This window comes from Enterobacter sp. BNK-34 (assembly GCF_048684445.1).
GTDB classification, from domain to species: domain Bacteria; phylum Pseudomonadota; class Gammaproteobacteria; order Enterobacterales; family Enterobacteriaceae; genus Enterobacter; species Enterobacter pseudoroggenkampii.
In genome coordinates this window covers 3490087-3505245 of sequence record NZ_JBLQUA010000001.1, presented here as the reverse complement: position 1 = coordinate 3505245, position 15159 = coordinate 3490087, and the positions used below count along the sequence as shown (strand labels likewise).

Here is a 15159-nt window from a genome sequence, read left to right as displayed (position 1 = left end):
TCGTTATCATCCGCTCCCACTCTCCAGCCGGGCGGCCTGATGTCTGTAATCGTCGATAACTTTATTGCCCCACCTTGTCTCGATGAGATCGAAATTCTCTGGCAGGACGAGCATCTGCTGCTGATCGATAAGCCTTCCGGCCTGCTCAGCCTCTCGGGCAAAAATCCGCAAAACCTTGATTCCGTCCATTATCGTCTGGTTCAGACGTTCCCCGGCTGCACGCTGGTGCACCGTCTGGATTTTGGCACGTCCGGACTGATGGTGGTTGCGCGCAATAAAGCCATCAACGCGGCGCTGTGCCAGCAGTTCAGCCAGCGCAGCGTGGAGAAAGCCTACAGCGCCCTGCTTTGCGGACATGTGGAAAATGACGAAGGTGTAATCGATGCGCCGATTGCCAAAGACCCGGCGCTGTTCCCGCTGATGTCGATCTGCGCCATTACCGGTAAACCCGCCCGCTCCCGCTATCGGGTGGTGGAACGGTTTTATCAGGGGGCGGGATTACCGTTAACGCGGGTGAAACTGATCCCGGAGACCGGGCGAACCCATCAGCTGCGTATTCACTGCCAGCAGCTGGGGCACCCTATTCTGGGCTGCGATCTGTATGGCGGTCTTGACGTGCCGGGCGCTGAAGAAACGCCCCGGCTGATGCTGCATGCCAGCGAGCTGAATTTTATTCATCCCGTGAGCGGCGAGCCGGTTAACGCCCGTCACGCCGCCCCGTTCTGAATGCGGTTTACCACATCAAATCGTCTGGGATTTTGAAGTCCGCGTACGGATCGTCTTCGTCCTGCTCTTCCTGGCTGAGCGCGCTGTTTAACACGATGCTGTCGGCATCGCGCTGGGCAATTTTATCGGCCACCACTGCCGGAATGATCGCGTAGTCGCAGTCACCTTTAGCATTGAGCACCAGACGCGCAATCGCCAGACGGCCGTTGATCAGCTGGGTCTGCGTTTGCTTATCGACTTCAATCTTTTTAATCAGCGTACCGTCGGTAAAGTTAAAGGTGATGTTGCCTTTCGCCACGGTGATGCGGTTCATCTCAATCAGCTGCTTCACCTGCGCCTTAAACTCTTTCGCCAGCACGGCCTGCTTCTGCTGCTCGCTCAGCAGCTTGTCACGCTCGATCTGCGCCTTCTTGTTCTCTTCGACCGCTTCACGGGCCTCACGCGCCTGAACGCGTGATTTCTTTGCCGTACGCTGCACTTTCGCCGCTTTCTTGCTGCTGACGAGGCCCGCTTTCAGCATCTGCTCTTGTAAGGTGAGTTTTGTCATGATTGTTTCTAAACCGGTTGGAAATTTTGGGGATTATAGCGGGAATTGAGGAAAGAGTGCGACATTAGCAGAATCGTAGGCCGGGTAAGCGCAGCGACACCTCGCGCATTACACTTCATGAACTTCGCTCATGTTGCAGTGAAATTAAGTCACTTCCCCTGCGCCGCGGGGTCAGGCATAAATTATGCATTGGCAACTTCTTAGCAACATGAACTTAGGATGCATAACCACAATGAGCAAAGCTTTCACATATAACCTTAAGCGCAGTTGCTTCGATGAGAATTACAACCCGTCAGAAAATACGCGTACGACCACTAACTTTGCCAACCTGGCCCGCGGGGAAAAGCGTCAGGAGAACCTGCGCAATACCCTGGTGATGATCAACAACCGCTTCAACGCCTTAGCGCGCTGGGATAACCCAACCGCCGATCGCTACGCGGTAGAGCTTGAAATTATCTCTGTCGATTTGAACATTGGCGCGGAAAAACCGTTCCCGGCCATTGAGATATTGCAAACATATATTGTCGACAAGAAAAACAACCAGCGTATCCCTGGCATCGTCGGGAATAACTTCTCATCTTACGTGCGGGATTATGATTTCAGCGTCCTGCTGCTGGAGCATAACAAGAACCAGCAGCACTTCAGCATTCCGGTAAAGTTTGGCGAGCTGCACGGCAATATTTTCCGCCACTTTGTGAACTCACCGGAATACAAAGAGAACTTCACAAAAGGACCGGTGATTTGCCTGAGCGTCTCCAGCAAAGACACCTACCGCCGCACCGGTAATCAGCACCCCGTGCTGGGCGTTGAGTATCAGCCGGATGGCGAATCGCTAACGGAGCAGTACTTCGCGAAGATGGGCCTGAGCGTGCGCTACTTCATGCCGGAACACAGCGTGGCGCCGTTCGCGTTCTTCTTTACCGGGGATTTGCTGAGCGATTACACCGATCTGGAACTGATTGCCACCATCAGCACGATGGAGACGTTCCAGAAGATCTATCGCCCGGAAATTTATAACGCCAACTCGGCGGCCGGACTGTGCTACCGACCGGATCTGAACCAGCAGGATCACTCCTTAACCAAAATTGTGTATGACCGGGAAGAGCGAAGCCGTCTGGCGATTGAACAGGGTCGATTTACTGAAGAGTACTTCATTAAGCCTTACAAACACATTCTTGAGCAGTGGTCTGATAACTACACGCTTTAATACTTCAAAAAAGGTCTCTTATTATGAAAACATTGCTCCCGACTTCAACGGCTGGCAGCCTGCCTAAGCCGACCTGGCTTGCGCAACCTGAAACGCTGTGGTCACCCTGGAAATTGCAGGATCAGGAACTGCTGGCAGGCAAGCAGGATGCGCTGCGCCTGTCTCTGGATGAGCAGATACGCGCGGGAATCGATATCGTCAGCGACGGGGAACAGACTCGTCAGCACTTCGTCACCACCTTTATTGAACACCTGAGCGGCGTCGATTTTGAGAACCGCCAGACGGTGCGCATTCGTAACCGCTATGACGCCAGCGTGCCGACCGTGGTCTCTGCGGTTGCGCGCCAGAAACCGGTCTTCGTGGACGATGCGAAGTACCTGCGCCAGCTCACGGACAAACCAATCAAATGGGCCCTGCCGGGGCCAATGACCATGATCGACACCCTTTACGACGCGCACTATAAAAGCCGCGAAAAGCTGGCCTGGGAATTCGCCAAAATCCTCAATCAGGAAGCGCGAGAGCTAGAGGCCGCAGGCGTGGATATTATCCAGTTTGATGAACCGGCGTTTAACGTCTTTTTTGATGAGGTCAACGACTGGGGTATCGCCGCGCTGGAGCGCGCCATTGAAGGGCTGAAGTGCGAGACCGCGGTACACATCTGCTACGGCTACGGCATCAAGGCCAATACCGACTGGAAAAAAACGCTCGGCTCCGAATGGCGCCAGTACGAAGAGGCCTTCCCTAAGCTGCAGACCTCTAACATCGACATCATCTCTCTGGAGTGCCACAACTCCCGCGTGCCGATGGATCTGCTGGAGCTGATCCGCGGCAAGAAAGTGATGGTTGGCGCGATTGACGTGGCAACCAACACGGTTGAAACGCCGGAGGAAGTGGCCGATACGCTGCGTAAAGCGCTGCAGTTTGTCGATGCCGACAAGCTGTATCCGTCAACCAACTGCGGTATGGCTCCCCTCTCCCGTGAGGTCGCTAACGGCAAGCTGAAAGCACTTAGCGCTGGCGCAGAGATTATCCGCAAAGAGCTTGGCGCGTAATCCCCTTACGTTTGCCAGTACGGCGGCGTGCCAAAACGCTCGACGTAATAATCAATTACCGCCCTGACGTTCAGGGGCGGATGTCGGGCATCAGGATAGATCGCCGCAATAGCCTGCTGTTCCGTATTGATGGCACACTCCAGCGCGGGCAGGAGCGGAATCAGCTCACCGCGCTGGAGCTGTTCACTTACCAGCCAGTCCGGGAACAGCACAATCCCCATCCCGCCCAGCGCCGCAGCGAGTAACGCCTCCGCATTATTGGAGGTCATCAATGGCGTCACGGGATAGTGTATCCACGCCTCGCCCTTCCTGCGAAAGAGCCAGCGGTTTGGCCCTGACGATCCGCGATAGACAAGACAGTGATGACGGTTCAGATCGTCCGGTCCTTCAGGTGCACCATGTTTACGCACGTAGTCCGGCGACGCGGCCAGATGATAAACCTGCTGCCCGAACACTCGCGCATGAAACGAGGAGTCCGTCAGTACACCAATGCGGAAGATAAGGTCTGCCGCATCCCGGTGGGGATCGATAAAATCATCGGTCAGCGTCAGCTCTACGCTCAGGCGAGGATAGCGTTCCGACAGGCCGGGAAGTCCTGGGGCTATGTGCTTCTGGCCGAAAAACACCGGTCCGTTAATGCGGATCGCACCGGACGGTTCCACCGCACGCGCGTCCAGCTCCCGGCGCGCCTCTTCCAGATTTTCCGCCATCGACCGGGCGTAGCGAACAAACAGATGACCGCTTTCCGTGGGAATGACGGCCCGCGTATTGCGATAGAAAAGCTGCTGCCCGAGCGCGTCCTCAAGCTGGTGGATCACGCGCGATATCTGCGAGGCCGATATTCCCTGCCGCCGCGCCACGACGGAGAAGTTCTGCGCTTCATACACATCGATAAAGATCAGCAGCGCGCGGATGTTGATGTTGCTGGCGTCAACCATTAATGCATTTCTCGCAAAGGTGTTTCCAGCATTATGGCATTTTTCTCATTGAACAACCCACGTAATCTTCTCCGCCTGAAAACGGAGGAAGAAGAATGCAGTTTGTTTTGATTTTACTGGTGATTGCCGGCGGGATGGGCCTCTCCGTCGAGGCGGGACTGCTGGGACCGCTGGGGGGAAAGGTCGGGGATTTGTGGGCGACGTTCAGCATTTTTGGCGTCGGCGCCGCGCTAACGTTTCTGCTGATGCTGTTTTTCAGCCCGCGCAACAGCCCGTCATTTTTCGCACAGCCCGGCTGGCAGCTGCTCGGTGGCGTGCTCGGGCCGGTGTACGTGGTCATCCTGACCGTGGCGACACCCGCCATCGGCATTGCCATGACCATGATTGGCATTCTGGCCGGCCAGGTCTTTAAAAGCCTGATCATTGACCACTACGGTCTGCTGGGTTCGCCGCACCGGAAGATAAACGCGAAGCGCATTATTGCACTGTGTTTCATCATTGCGGCACTGGTTCTGGTCGCACAGGGGTAACGTATGACACTGATTATGATCCTTCTGGCCGTGTGCGGCGGCGCGACGCTGAGCATTCAGGCCGCCATTAACGGACAGCTCGGCAGCAGCGTGGGCGTTTTTAAAAGCGCGTTTCTGACGTTTTCCGTCGGCGCGCTGGTGACCGCCCTGCTCATTTTCTTCTTTGAACCGAAGCAGGCCGTCACGCTGCTGGACGTGCCAAAATGGCAGCTTCTCGGAGCAATGTTCGGCGTGCCTTATATTGTGATTATGGTACTCGCCGTACAGCGCATCGGCACCGCCGTCGCCACGGTGGCGGTGATCTTTGGCCAACTCGCCATGAGCATGCTGATTGATCACTTTGGCTGGCTGGGTAATCCCGCCATTTCCTTTTCAACGAGTCGTCTGGGGGCGGTAGTCTGCCTGGGGATTGCGCTTGTCTTTATTTACTCGGGTAGTAAAACCCGTTCTGCCGGGGCATGACATCACACCTTGCGGACACAGCGTAGACACGAAACAGTTCCCTCGCCCCTTTGGGGAGAGGGTTAGGGTGAGGGGGAACATACGGCTGTAGTGGTCATTCCGTTCACTTTATGTTCCTTGCTACTCTGTAACGACATGACCTGTGAACGTGCCAGGGTCGCTCAATCGCCACCACCCTGGCGACCCGGGCTCCCGGCGGTAAATCGCCGCTTCGCGGTCCCTTCGGCTTATTCCTTCCGGCTTATCGGGGACGGGCGGAGGTAACATCCCTGTAAAGCCCGCCCTCTCGGCGCATCCCTGCGCCTCGCCCCGGCCTGCAGGAAACGCCTCAGCGATTTACAGCCGGACCAGGTCATCGCTGCAAAATAATCATGACATTTAAAAAATCCGAATCGCTTCTGGTTACAAATTGAGTGGGGATCCCTTATCCCTTGGTGAAAAACAGCGTCACCGTGGCGACGGTGACGCCCAGTTTCTTCATCTCGGTTTTATTAAACAGGTGCGTCTCATCCTGCAGGTACATCCAGTCGTCAAAGTTCAGCAGCCAGGTGCTGCCGTTGGCCTTCACGTTCATGCTGTAATGCCAGTTGAACGCGTTGCCTGCGGCCTGCCCCGTCGCTACCCCTTCGATATCCCCCGCCGTGCCCTCATAGCGATCGGTCCCCAGGCGCCGGATATGCCAGACCCGCTGCTGCTTCTCACCGTCGTCGTAAACAAAATGTTCGTTGAGCGTCAGCGTATCGCCGATAACGTCCCCGGCAATCTCAACGTGAAAGCGGCGGATCTGCTTGCCGCTGCGATCCTGCACCATCCCCCACGCTTCGGTTTTTCCCTGGAAGTAATGGAAAATATCAAGCCGCGGCTGCTGCTGGCGGTACTCGGTCACCTCCGTGCTACAGCCCGCCAGCAGCATCGTTAATGCCAGCACCATCATCAGAAAACGTTTCATTTTTGGCCTCCGATTAACTGCTGACGCAGCTCAGGATATTGCGTACGGGGAGCCAGCCAGATGGCCAGAAAGCGGGTACTGAACGCTTCTGACTGGCGTGGTCCCAGGGGAATAAAGGTTTTCTGAAGGGCCGGATCGCGGTACCAGAACTGCCCCTGCTGGTCATCAAGGACAAACGCCAGCTGTGAGCCCGGTCGAACATCCGGCCACAGCGACCGGAGCATCCGCAGCCAGGCTTCGCTTTGCGGTTCCTGCGCCAGGATCCCCTGCGCCTGCCACTGGTCGCGGGTCGCCTCAACCAGCTCATCGCGATCGATGTCGCGCGCATAGGTAATTATCAGCGCCTGATCCTGGTTCTCCCGACCGTAACGCCCGTCCGGCGTACGCAGCTGGGAGGTGTAGACGGTGAACGGCCCCCAGGTGAGCGTGGCATCGCCCACCTTACGCCAGGCCAGCCAGTCGGCGGCCTGGGCCGCAGGCATGGCGATCAGCCAAAGCAGCAAAATCGCAGCTCTCATTTTTGTCTCCCCATCAGCAGGTGGAAAAACAGCATCAGCACCAGCCAGCCCGGCGCCATCCAGCTGACAACGATAAAGGTCGGCTCCAGAAATGTGATGGCACCCAGCCGCTCGCCAATCAGGTACGCCACCGGGCCTCCTACGGCCGCCAGCAGTGTCAGCAGCCAGCCGGGCAACGTGGTGGTGCGCGTCAGCTGCGTCCAGACGGTGGCGAACATCAGCCACAGTGCCACCATCCATAGCGGCATCAGGGAGTCGCCCGTGAAGGCTATCAGTCCCGTCAGCGCCCAGAGCGTATCCAGCAAACTGCCCGCCGCGGCCAGCCCAATGGCGTAAAAACGGTATACAAACGGCAAGAGCAGGCATGCCAGGATCGCCAGCGCGAGCCAGATAATCAGGCCCTTTTCGCGAAAGAGCACCACCAGCGCCCAGTAAAGATCGAACGCGACGGCCAGCAGAAAGACCTGAAGATATCGTTTCATACTCGCTCGGCGGTCAGCTGCACCACGCTGATGGTGCGGGCGTTAAACCCGGCTTCGCAGTAGCCAAAGTAGTACAGCCACATGCGGCGAAACCGCTCATCAAAGCCGAGCTTTTCAATCTCCTGCCAGGCGTGGACAAAGCGCTGCCGCCAGTGGGCCAGCGTGCGGGCGTAGTCGGGACCCATGTCGAACAGATTGCGTACCACGAAATCGGTGTGGCGCGTCATCAGCTCGTTCATCGCGGTTATGCTCGGCAGGAAGCCGCCGGGGAAAATGTAGCGCTGGATAAAATCGACGCTTTTGCTGTAGTCGCGATAGCGCTGATCCTGAATAGTGATGGCCTGAATCGCCATGCGACCTCCCGGGCGCAGCCGCGCCTGGCAGGTACGGAAGAACGTGGGCAGATAGCGCTGCCCGACGGCTTCGATCATCTCTATCGAGACCAGCTTGTCGTACTGTCCGGTGAGGTCGCGATAGTCGCAGAGCAGCACCTCGACCCGATCCTGCAGTCCGGCGCGGGCGATCCGCTCGGTCGCCCAGACGTATTGCTCCTGCGATAGCGTGGTGGTGGTCACCCGACAGCCATAATGACGGGCCGCGTATTCCGCCATCGCGCCCCAGCCGGTGCCAATTTCCAGCAGATGGTCACCCGGGTTTAGCACCAGCTGTTCACACAGGCGCGCCATTTTGGCCTGCTGAGCCGCAGTGAGATCCTGCTCGTCAGCGGTAAACAGCGCGCTGGAATAGAGCAGCTCCTTATCCAGAAAATGGGCATAGAAGGTGTTACCCAGATCGTAATGGGCGGCAATATTTTCACGCGCCTGCGCGCGGGAGTTCCGCCGCGTCCAGTGGCGTAGCCGCTCCAGCGGCCTGCCGAACAGACGGAACCCGTTTTCGAGACGACCAAGCACCTCGCCGTTGAGCGCCAGAAGTTCCAGTAGCGGCGTGAGGTGCGCGGTTTCCCATTCGCCGTCCATCCAGGCTTCTGCCGCGGCAAGGCTCCCGCCCGTTAAGACGCGCCAGTAAACGCCGGGCGTAAGGATCTGCACGTCAGCATGCAGCGCGGAGGATGTCTCGCCAAAATGAAAGGTCTGTGCCCCTTCACGCAGCGTGAGCGAGCCGCCGCGAATGCCGCTTAACAGACGAAAAAGCAGCCAGCGCGCAAGGCGCACGTTGCGCGGGATATCGGGTTCTAACGCAAAGACGGGATCGGTCATGAGCGTTCACTCCTGCTGACGGGATGGTTATACAGCGGCACGCGCTTGAGCCACAGGCGCAGCGCCTGCCAGTAAATGGCGAAAACGGTTTTCAGGGTCATAAGCGGGATACGCAGGAGCAGCGAACGCAGCGCGGGGTGCGTCAGAGGCTCCCGGCGCAGCGCAAGCGTGGCGTCGAACACCTTCGCCTCCTGATGATTTTCAATGTGCATATGCAGCGTGTTATCCGGGTCGTTGAAGCGCCAGTGGTAGATCATGTCCATCGGGTTGAAGGGAGAAACGTGAAACGCTTTTTCCGTGGGCTGGGCATGTTGCCCGTCGACCGCGTAATAATGACGCTCGTTCCACGGCGTGTTGCGGACCTCCGCCAGCACCCAGCGCAGGGTACCCTTCCCGTCATAGCAGTAGTAAAAGTTGACCGGATTGAAATGGAACCCGAAATAGCGCAACTGCGTCAGGAGCATGACCCGACCGTCCGGACGTTCCCCGGTCAGGCTCTCCAGCCTGCTCAGCACGTTCTCTTTAAGCGGCGTGCCGAGCGGGTAGTCCGCGTCGTGGAACGAGGCGGCGGCAAAGCCATTGCGCCGCACGCCGACGGACGCCAGTAGCGGCAGCTCATCGAGATCCAGCCAGGCCATAAAGACGCTGTAGCGAAACTCATGGGTTTTCGGCTGCAGGCGGCGGTGGCGTAAGATGCCGTGGTAAAGGCAGCTGTTCATCTCAGTTCCCCTCTCCGGCCGCTATCGCATTGACCACGTCCAGCGCGCTGCGCACGCCGTCTTCATGAAAACCGTTGTACCAGTAGGCCCCGCAGAACCAGCTCCGCCGGTGGCCGTTGATCTCGCCGCGCCGCGCCTGCGCCCGCCAGCTTTGAGGGTTAAACAGCGGATGTTCATAGACGAAGCGTTGCAGAACGAAGCGTTCATCCACCGGTGCGTCCGGGTTCAGGGTGACGCAGAACAGCGGACTGCCCGCAGGCAGCCCCTGCAGGATGTTCATGTTGTAGGTGACGCAGGCGCTGGCCTGCGCCTGCTCGCTCAGGCGGTAGTTCCAGCTGGCCCAGGCGCGCGGCCGCACAGGCAGCCAGCGCGGATCGCTGTGTAAAACGACCTCGTTGCGCTGCCAGCCGATATCACCCAGCACTTCGCGCTCGGCGGGCGTCGGGTCATCAAGCATCGCCAGAGCACTGGCGGAGTGGCAGGCAAAGATCACCTGGTCGAAGGTATGGCTGGCGTCGTCGAGCTGGAGGGTGACGCCATCCGCATGGCGTTTCACACGCTGCACCGGCGCGTTCAGGTGCAGCGTCAGCCGGTCGCCCAGCTTATCCAGCATGGCGCGGATATACTCCCGCGAGCCGCCCGGCACTACGTACCACTGCGGACGATGGGTGATATCCAGCAGGCCGTGGTGGTGAAAGAAACGCAGGAAGAGCGGCAGCGGGAAACGCGTCATCTCCTGCAGCGACGAGGACCAGATGGCGGCTCCCATCGGCAGAATGTAGTGTCGCGCAAAAAACGGCGTGAAGCCGTGCTGCTGCAAAAACGTCTGCAGCGTGGCGTTCGGGTCCACCTCCCCGTCCAGCGCCGCTTTCGCCAGGCGATTAAAGCGAACGATCTCGCCCAGCAGCCGCCAGAATGCCGGATTCACCAGGTTTCGACGCTGGGCAAACAGCGATGTCAGGGTGTGTCCGTTGTACTCAAACCCCGTAGCGGGATTGTGCACCGAAAAGCTCATCTGCGTTTTTTGCCCGCTGATGCCCAGCTCGCTGAGCAGACCCATAAAACGCGGATAGGTGCGATCGTTATAGACGATAAACCCGGTATCGATCGCGTATGTGCCCTGTGGCGTTGTCACGTCAACCGTTGCGGTATGGCCGCCCGGCGTGGCGCCTGCTTCAAACAGGGTCACCTGATGGTGCCCGGCCAGCCGCCAGGCGCAGGTCAGCCCGGCAATGCCGCTGCCGATAATCGCAATGTTCATGAACGCACCATCCTGCGCAGCAGCGCGCGCTGAAGAAACGCAGGCAGCCCGGAGAGCAGCCGCAAAATGAAGCCAAACCCGTCAGGAAACGCAATATGCATTTTCCCAGCCGCCAGTCCGATACGGATCGCCTTGACCGCCTCGTCGACGGTCACCCTGCCCGGCATGGCAAAATCGTTTTTTTGCGTCAGGGGCGTATCGACAAAGCCCGGAGAGACAACCGTGACGGCAATCCCTTTTGGCTCCCAGTCCAGGCGCAGACTCTCGGCAAACCAGCTCAGCGCTGCTTTGGACGCACCGTAGGCCTCTGCGCGGGGAAAAGGCAGCCAGTGCGCCATCGAACTCACCAGCACCACGCGGTTACCGGCAACCAGCTGCGGCTGGAGCGCCTCGAGGCAGTTCACCGGGCCAAGGAAATTAGTGCTCATGACCCGCTCCACCAGCGCCGCATCCACCACTCCACCGTCGAGGTATTCGCAGGTCCCGGCGCAGAGAATAATCAGGTCGGCGTAGCTGCCGGTCAGCGCCTGGCGACAGGCGTCCCTGTCCGTCATGTCGAAGAGGCGAACGGTGAGATTAGGACAGGTCTGATGCAGTGCTTCCAGACGCGCCGGGTCGCGCCCGCAGGCAATCACATGGTAGCCGTCAGCGGAAAAGGATTTTGCCAGCCCGGCGCCAATCCCCGAGCTTGCGCCGGTAATCAGCACCGTCTTCATGATTTGACCCTCCGCTTCACGCCGCGAACCGCCCAGCCAAGCAGAGGAAGATGTTCGTAGATCATCTCTCCCGCATCGTAGTAGTCGCGCTGGTGCGTGATGAGATCGTTTTCCGTCTGCACCACTGAACATCCGGGCAGGTCGAGCGGTTCGCCTCCGGCAATGCGCGGATGCGACCAGTGCATCACCCAGGTGACAACAAACCGGTTCCCGCTGCACAGCGGCGGATCGATAGAAAAACGGCAGTTCTCGACGTTGGCCAGCAGATGGGTGAAGTAGCGCTGAAGCGCAAAAATACCGTTGTGCTCGCCGAAGGGATCGATAAGCGTGGCATTCGAATGATAAAGCCCCGCCAGCGCGGACGGCGGCTGGCTATCCAGTGCGGCGTAGTACTCGACAAACCGACTCACGACAGAGGGCAAAGTGCTCATGGGTCACATCCTGGCTGTAAACAACGTGGCGTAATCGCATAATTAAAACTTACACAATTAACGTTATTTGTCCAAGTTTGTGCAGATTTATTTTTTATTACCTATCAATATCAATAACTTGATAACTCAATCGTTTGACGGTTTTGTAGGCCGGGTAAGGCGTAGCCGCCACCCGGCTTTCACTTTCAGGATATCCTTAAGGCAAATTCGTCGGTCTTCTTCCAGGCTTATCCTTTTTATTCAAAAGGATGCCCGTATGAAACGTTTCTTCCTCTCCCTTTTCTCAAGCCCGGAATCCTTACTGCAGGTGATGAGCCAGCAGGAAATCATTGAAGCCGTGGAAGATGGCGATCGCATCATTATCGACCAGGACGGGAACGCCTCGGTGAACTACAAGAGCAACGAGGTGAGGCAGGATTTTCTGCGTCACGTCAACACGCTGAAGAGGGCATAAAATGGGAACGGCGATATTTATGGTGCTGATGGTATGCGGGTACTGGTACACCAGCCGCGACCTGTCGACCCGCTTTAAAATCAAGCGTTCCTTCGGCTGGGACGTCTATTTTCTCGTTGCGCTTTACGGCTGTATTTTCGTTCTGCAGGGCGTGATTGCCACGGGGCTGCTCTGGCTGCTGCTGCTCGCCCTTTCCGCCGCCAACAACGCTTTTCACTTTGCCTCACCGAAATACACCGACTGGCAAATCGACTTTATGAACTGGAGCTTTTTAGGCATTCAGGCGCCGGTGGTCGTGATGCTGGCGTTTGCCATCCTGTTTTGCCTCTACCGCTCTAACTGGGCAGGCAGCGCCAGGCTGGACGGCGAGAGCCGGAAAAAGCTCTACAAACGGCTGGCGCAGTCGAGCGGTATTGAACAGCTGCTGTACCAGTGTATGGAGCAAGGCGAGCTGGCGCAGGTCACGCTGCGCTCGAGGCGGATTTACGTGGGTATGATCCACACCGCGACGCTGGAATATGAAAAAACGGCCAATATCGTGCTGATCCCGATGTTGAGCGGGTATAGAGACGCGAAGACGATGAACTTTCGCATCGAGAATAATTACAGCCGGTGGTATGCGGAGCATGACATTACGCTCGACTCGGAACCCCGCAGCGCCATGTCATTTCGCAAAGTGATTTTACTCAATCAGATTGAGAGCATCTCGCTGTTCGATCCCGCCAGCGCCAGCGCGCTGTCGCTGGCACAGCATGACTCGCTTTCTAAAGAGGCATCCCCATAATCCTGAGTATGCTCTGCTGTGAGGCGGTTTCGAAAAGGACGTTCTTAACGCAGAGCATGCCCTGCTTCTGGTAGAACCGGTACGCTCCCGCGTTCTGCTCAAGCACCTCCAGCCAGAGATAGTCTTTCCCCCTGCTCCGGGCCATGTCTGTGATGTTGTTGAACATCACCTGACCATAGTTCTTGCCGGTTGCGGCGGGATCAAGGTAGAGCTTATTGAGGAGAACACCCTTCTTGTCCGTTTCTGGAAGCATGGCTTCCCAGGTCACTTTCATGAATCCCACTGGCCGATCGGTCTCTGCAACATACCAGGAAACAGCGTTATCTTTCAGGCTCTGTTCAACTACAGAACGCGCGTACTCTCCGTGCAGAAAATCCTTCATCTCTGCCTCTGACACCCACAGATGCTGAAAATGGGCGGGATAGATGCGATATCCCAGCTCGCTTAACAGCGTTGAATCGGCCCCGGTGGCCTGTCGAATTCGAAGAGACATGGAGGGTATCCTTACTAACCGCTTTAGGTGTGATGCCGTGCGAAACGAGAAAGACAAAAACAGTTACATTCTTGCCGCATATATTATTGCGGTGAACGACGTTAAGTACAGCCCGCGTGTTATGGATCTCGCCCGACACACCAAAACGGGTGGGTGAAAACCCTCACCAGATCGCGCTAGTCTGCCAGTGTTGAATGGATGACCAGGACTAGCGATTAGAACGTATGGAAATTATTTTGATGCGGCATGGAGAACCCCATTATAGGGGGGCGCCAAGGGTCTCGTGCAGGGAAATGACCGAATGGATCGACAGCTATAACCTCTCTTCGACGGGCAGCGACAGGCCGCCTGAAAGGGCTCAAATTCAGGCGTACCGCGCGCTCACGTTTCTCAGCAGCCCTCTCCCGCGAGCCCTTTCATCGTTGAAAACGCTGGGGTGTGAACCGGGCTTAATTGATGAGGTTTTTCGGGAAGCAGAGCTGCCGGTGTTCCGTATTCCAGGGTTACGACTATCGCCTTTTTACTGGGCAGCGCTGTTTCGCGTTCTTTGGCTCTGCGGCCTGTCTGGCGAGGCAGAGTGCGTGAGCGTCGCAAAAGAACGTGCCGTTAAGGCGGCAGAAATCCTGGTGAATGTCGCGAAGGACTCTGACGGCCCCGTCTTGCTCATGGGGCACGGAATGATCAATCGGTTTATTGCGAAGGAACTGATCGCATCAGGCTGGAAAGAACAGACTTCCCCGGGTACCGGTTACTGGGGAGCGGGGGTTTACAGCCTTGCGTAAGGGCACATACTGACACCGAGGATTTTTTCATCCTCGGTGCCTGGGTCATAGCGTCTGGCCAAGAATAACGCGATCGAACAGACGGTCTCCCAGCCAGAGACGCATGCGGATGAGCATCTTTGCATACTTGCCGGCTGCATAGCGTGTATGCGGATGAGGGCTTTTAACGGCGCGGGCAACCACGTCCGCAATCACCTTCGGGTCGCTGCCTCTGCCATTCCCATATGCATTTTTGACCGATTTAGCCACCTTCTCCACGAGGCGAGCGTAAGGGCCATTTGCTGAACGTTTAACTATATTGCCGCTGACCACATCACCAAAGCCTGTCTCGATTAAACCCGGTTCAACAATCACAACCTTAATGCCAAATTCAGCCACTTCAAGACGCAGACAGTCAGACCATCCCTCAAGCGCATGTTTCGTTGCGTGATACCAGGCTCCCAGAAGGGTGTAAATCTTACCCCCCATAGAGGTGATATTAATAATGTAACCGCTGCGTCTGGCACGCATGGCCGGGATCAGCAGTTGCGTAAGGCGGGCCGCACCAAACACGTTAACTTCAAACTGATAGCGAGCTTCTTCAATACCGATCTCTTCTACCGGTCCATAGAGCCCAAAACCCGCGTTGTTGACCAGTACGTCAACCCCACCTGTCTGCGACATGATGGTATTCACTGCAGCCAAAATGTCTTCATCACGTGAGATATCCATCCGCAGAGGGTACGCGCCAAGCTGGGCGAGATCGTGCATTTTCTCAACGCTACGGGCAGCAGCGTAAACCTGATAGCCATCCTGAATGAGACGACGGGCGATGGCTTTGCCCATACCTGACGATGCACCGGTGACCAGCGCAGTTTTTTTGTCCTGAGTAAACATAGATACCTCGGTGAG

Annotated in this window: 20 protein-coding genes; 8 read left to right on the top strand and 12 right to left on the bottom strand. The window is 57.2% G+C overall.

Annotation, left to right across the window (positions count from 1 at the left end; all coding sequences use genetic code 11):
* Window positions 1-39 precede the first annotated feature (39 nt).
* A complete protein-coding gene (locus ACMGG5_RS17285; RefSeq protein ID WP_157189131.1) occupies window positions 40-726 on the top strand; it encodes an RluA family pseudouridine synthase in 687 nt (228 codons plus the stop codon).
* Window positions 727-733: 7 nt separating this feature from the next.
* Here the strand turns inward: ACMGG5_RS17285 and ACMGG5_RS17280 are convergent, their stop codons facing one another.
* Window positions 734-1273 carry a DUF2058 domain-containing protein gene (locus ACMGG5_RS17280; protein ID WP_157189130.1) on the bottom strand — a complete coding sequence of 180 codons (540 nt, stop codon included), beginning with the start codon at window positions 1271-1273 and terminating at the stop codon, window positions 734-736.
* Between the two features lie 232 nt (window positions 1274-1505).
* On the opposite strand from ACMGG5_RS17280, the gene ACMGG5_RS17275 reads away from it, so the two are divergent.
* Together ACMGG5_RS17275 and ACMGG5_RS17270 are read left to right on the top strand one after the other, a co-directional pair.
* Entirely contained in the window at window positions 1506-2480 is a 975-nt protein-coding gene (locus tag ACMGG5_RS17275; protein WP_420278243.1) for a DUF1852 domain-containing protein, read from the top strand.
* A 23-nt stretch (window positions 2481-2503) separates the two neighbouring features.
* Window positions 2504-3532 carry a methionine synthase gene (locus ACMGG5_RS17270; protein ID WP_048990893.1) on the top strand — a complete coding sequence of 343 codons (1029 nt, stop codon included), beginning with the start codon at window positions 2504-2506 and terminating at the stop codon, window positions 3530-3532.
* A 5-nt stretch (window positions 3533-3537) separates the two neighbouring features.
* On the opposite strand, the gene ACMGG5_RS17265 is transcribed toward ACMGG5_RS17270, so the two are convergent.
* Window positions 3538-4470, bottom strand: a complete 933-nt coding sequence (locus tag ACMGG5_RS17265; RefSeq protein ID WP_157189128.1) for a LysR family transcriptional regulator — start codon at window positions 4468-4470, stop codon at window positions 3538-3540.
* Window positions 4471-4565: 95 nt separating this feature from the next.
* On the opposite strand from ACMGG5_RS17265, the gene ACMGG5_RS17260 reads away from it, so the two are divergent.
* Window positions 4566-5000, top strand: coding sequence for a DMT family transporter (locus ACMGG5_RS17260; RefSeq protein ID WP_417927342.1), 435 nt, complete (start codon window positions 4566-4568; stop codon window positions 4998-5000).
* A gap of 3 nt (window positions 5001-5003) precedes the next feature.
* Window positions 5004-5462 (top strand): DMT family transporter, encoded by a 459-nt coding sequence (locus tag ACMGG5_RS17255; protein ID WP_024908370.1) that lies wholly within the window; start codon window positions 5004-5006, stop codon window positions 5460-5462.
* 424 nt (window positions 5463-5886) lie between these two features.
* On the opposite strand, the gene ACMGG5_RS17250 is transcribed toward ACMGG5_RS17255, so the two are convergent.
* The 8 genes from ACMGG5_RS17250 to ACMGG5_RS17215 are packed head-to-tail and all read right to left on the bottom strand — an operon-like array spanning window position 5887 to window position 11755.
* On the bottom strand, window positions 5887-6411 hold the full coding sequence (locus ACMGG5_RS17250) for a DUF3833 domain-containing protein (protein WP_420278242.1): 525 nt from the start codon (window positions 6409-6411) through the stop codon (window positions 5887-5889).
* Window positions 6408-6929, bottom strand: coding sequence for a hypothetical protein (locus ACMGG5_RS17245; protein WP_420278241.1), 522 nt, complete (start codon window positions 6927-6929; stop codon window positions 6408-6410). The genes ACMGG5_RS17250 and ACMGG5_RS17245 overlap by 4 nt, the downstream gene beginning before the upstream one ends.
* Window positions 6926-7411, bottom strand: coding sequence for a DUF2878 domain-containing protein (locus ACMGG5_RS17240; protein ID WP_420278240.1), 486 nt, complete (start codon window positions 7409-7411; stop codon window positions 6926-6928). Before ACMGG5_RS17240 ends, ACMGG5_RS17245 begins: the two co-directional genes overlap by 4 nt.
* Window positions 7408-8628 (bottom strand): SAM-dependent methyltransferase, encoded by a 1221-nt coding sequence (locus tag ACMGG5_RS17235; RefSeq protein WP_032647049.1) that lies wholly within the window; start codon window positions 8626-8628, stop codon window positions 7408-7410. The genes ACMGG5_RS17240 and ACMGG5_RS17235 overlap by 4 nt, the downstream gene beginning before the upstream one ends.
* Window positions 8625-9347, bottom strand: a complete 723-nt coding sequence (locus ACMGG5_RS17230) for a DUF1365 domain-containing protein (protein WP_048989722.1) — start codon at window positions 9345-9347, stop codon at window positions 8625-8627. The genes ACMGG5_RS17235 and ACMGG5_RS17230 overlap by 4 nt, the downstream gene beginning before the upstream one ends.
* A 1-nt stretch (window position 9348) precedes the next feature.
* Window positions 9349-10608, bottom strand: coding sequence for an FAD-dependent oxidoreductase (locus ACMGG5_RS17225; RefSeq protein WP_024908364.1), 1260 nt, complete (start codon window positions 10606-10608; stop codon window positions 9349-9351).
* Complete coding sequence (locus tag ACMGG5_RS17220; protein WP_061715221.1) at window positions 10605-11324, bottom strand: SDR family NAD(P)-dependent oxidoreductase; 720 nt, start codon at window positions 11322-11324, stop codon at window positions 10605-10607. Before ACMGG5_RS17220 ends, ACMGG5_RS17225 begins: the two co-directional genes overlap by 4 nt.
* Window positions 11321-11755: a nuclear transport factor 2 family protein gene (locus ACMGG5_RS17215; protein ID WP_024908362.1), complete on the bottom strand. Its 435-nt coding sequence runs from the start codon at window positions 11753-11755 to the stop codon at window positions 11321-11323. Before ACMGG5_RS17215 ends, ACMGG5_RS17220 begins: the two co-directional genes overlap by 4 nt.
* A 256-nt stretch (window positions 11756-12011) precedes the next feature.
* Between ACMGG5_RS17215 and ACMGG5_RS17210 the strand changes: the two genes are divergently transcribed.
* Both ACMGG5_RS17210 and ACMGG5_RS17205 read left to right on the top strand, forming a co-directional pair.
* Window positions 12012-12209, top strand: a complete 198-nt coding sequence (locus tag ACMGG5_RS17210) for a hypothetical protein (protein ID WP_024908361.1) — start codon at window positions 12012-12014, stop codon at window positions 12207-12209.
* Window position 12210: 1 nt separating this feature from the next.
* Window positions 12211-12993 (top strand): hypothetical protein, encoded by a 783-nt coding sequence (locus tag ACMGG5_RS17205; RefSeq protein ID WP_061715223.1) that lies wholly within the window; start codon window positions 12211-12213, stop codon window positions 12991-12993.
* Here ACMGG5_RS17205 and ACMGG5_RS17200 read toward each other — a convergent pair.
* Complete coding sequence (locus ACMGG5_RS17200; protein ID WP_061715224.1) at window positions 12974-13486, bottom strand: GNAT family N-acetyltransferase; 513 nt, start codon at window positions 13484-13486, stop codon at window positions 12974-12976. The genes ACMGG5_RS17205 and ACMGG5_RS17200 overlap by 20 nt on opposite strands.
* 239 nt (window positions 13487-13725) lie before the next feature.
* On the opposite strand from ACMGG5_RS17200, the gene ACMGG5_RS17195 reads away from it, so the two are divergent.
* Window positions 13726-14268: a phosphoglycerate mutase family protein gene (locus tag ACMGG5_RS17195; RefSeq protein WP_090418191.1), complete on the top strand. Its 543-nt coding sequence runs from the start codon at window positions 13726-13728 to the stop codon at window positions 14266-14268.
* Between the two features lie 45 nt (window positions 14269-14313).
* On the opposite strand, the gene ACMGG5_RS17190 is transcribed toward ACMGG5_RS17195, so the two are convergent.
* On the bottom strand, window positions 14314-15144 hold the full coding sequence (locus ACMGG5_RS17190) for an oxidoreductase (RefSeq protein WP_090417061.1): 831 nt from the start codon (window positions 15142-15144) through the stop codon (window positions 14314-14316).
* Window positions 15145-15159 lie beyond the last annotated feature (15 nt).

Coding starts and splice junctions, on each gene's coding strand:
- ACMGG5_RS17285 (WP_157189131.1), top strand. CDS start 40: ATGTCTGTAATCGTCGATAACTTTATTGCCCCACCTTGTCTCGATGAG.
- ACMGG5_RS17280 (WP_157189130.1), bottom strand. CDS start 1,273: ATGACAAAACTCACCTTACAAGAGCAGATGCTGAAAGCGGGCCTCGTC.
- ACMGG5_RS17275 (WP_420278243.1), top strand. CDS start 1,506: ATGAGCAAAGCTTTCACATATAACCTTAAGCGCAGTTGCTTCGATGAG.
- ACMGG5_RS17270 (WP_048990893.1), top strand. CDS start 2,504: ATGAAAACATTGCTCCCGACTTCAACGGCTGGCAGCCTGCCTAAGCCG.
- ACMGG5_RS17265 (WP_157189128.1), bottom strand. CDS start 4,470: ATGGTTGACGCCAGCAACATCAACATCCGCGCGCTGCTGATCTTTATC.
- ACMGG5_RS17260 (WP_417927342.1), top strand. CDS start 4,566: ATGCAGTTTGTTTTGATTTTACTGGTGATTGCCGGCGGGATGGGCCTC.
- ACMGG5_RS17255 (WP_024908370.1), top strand. CDS start 5,004: ATGACACTGATTATGATCCTTCTGGCCGTGTGCGGCGGCGCGACGCTG.
- ACMGG5_RS17250 (WP_420278242.1), bottom strand. CDS start 6,411: ATGAAACGTTTTCTGATGATGGTGCTGGCATTAACGATGCTGCTGGCG.
- ACMGG5_RS17245 (WP_420278241.1), bottom strand. CDS start 6,929: ATGAGAGCTGCGATTTTGCTGCTTTGGCTGATCGCCATGCCTGCGGCC.
- ACMGG5_RS17240 (WP_420278240.1), bottom strand. CDS start 7,411: ATGAAACGATATCTTCAGGTCTTTCTGCTGGCCGTCGCGTTCGATCTT.
- ACMGG5_RS17235 (WP_032647049.1), bottom strand. CDS start 8,628: ATGACCGATCCCGTCTTTGCGTTAGAACCCGATATCCCGCGCAACGTG.
- ACMGG5_RS17230 (WP_048989722.1), bottom strand. CDS start 9,347: ATGAACAGCTGCCTTTACCACGGCATCTTACGCCACCGCCGCCTGCAG.
- ACMGG5_RS17225 (WP_024908364.1), bottom strand. CDS start 10,608: ATGAACATTGCGATTATCGGCAGCGGCATTGCCGGGCTGACCTGCGCC.
- ACMGG5_RS17220 (WP_061715221.1), bottom strand. CDS start 11,324: ATGAAGACGGTGCTGATTACCGGCGCAAGCTCGGGGATTGGCGCCGGG.
- ACMGG5_RS17215 (WP_024908362.1), bottom strand. CDS start 11,755: ATGAGCACTTTGCCCTCTGTCGTGAGTCGGTTTGTCGAGTACTACGCC.
- ACMGG5_RS17210 (WP_024908361.1), top strand. CDS start 12,012: ATGAAACGTTTCTTCCTCTCCCTTTTCTCAAGCCCGGAATCCTTACTG.
- ACMGG5_RS17205 (WP_061715223.1), top strand. CDS start 12,211: ATGGGAACGGCGATATTTATGGTGCTGATGGTATGCGGGTACTGGTAC.
- ACMGG5_RS17200 (WP_061715224.1), bottom strand. CDS start 13,486: ATGTCTCTTCGAATTCGACAGGCCACCGGGGCCGATTCAACGCTGTTA.
- ACMGG5_RS17195 (WP_090418191.1), top strand. CDS start 13,726: ATGCGGCATGGAGAACCCCATTATAGGGGGGCGCCAAGGGTCTCGTGC.
- ACMGG5_RS17190 (WP_090417061.1), bottom strand. CDS start 15,144: ATGTTTACTCAGGACAAAAAAACTGCGCTGGTCACCGGTGCATCGTCA.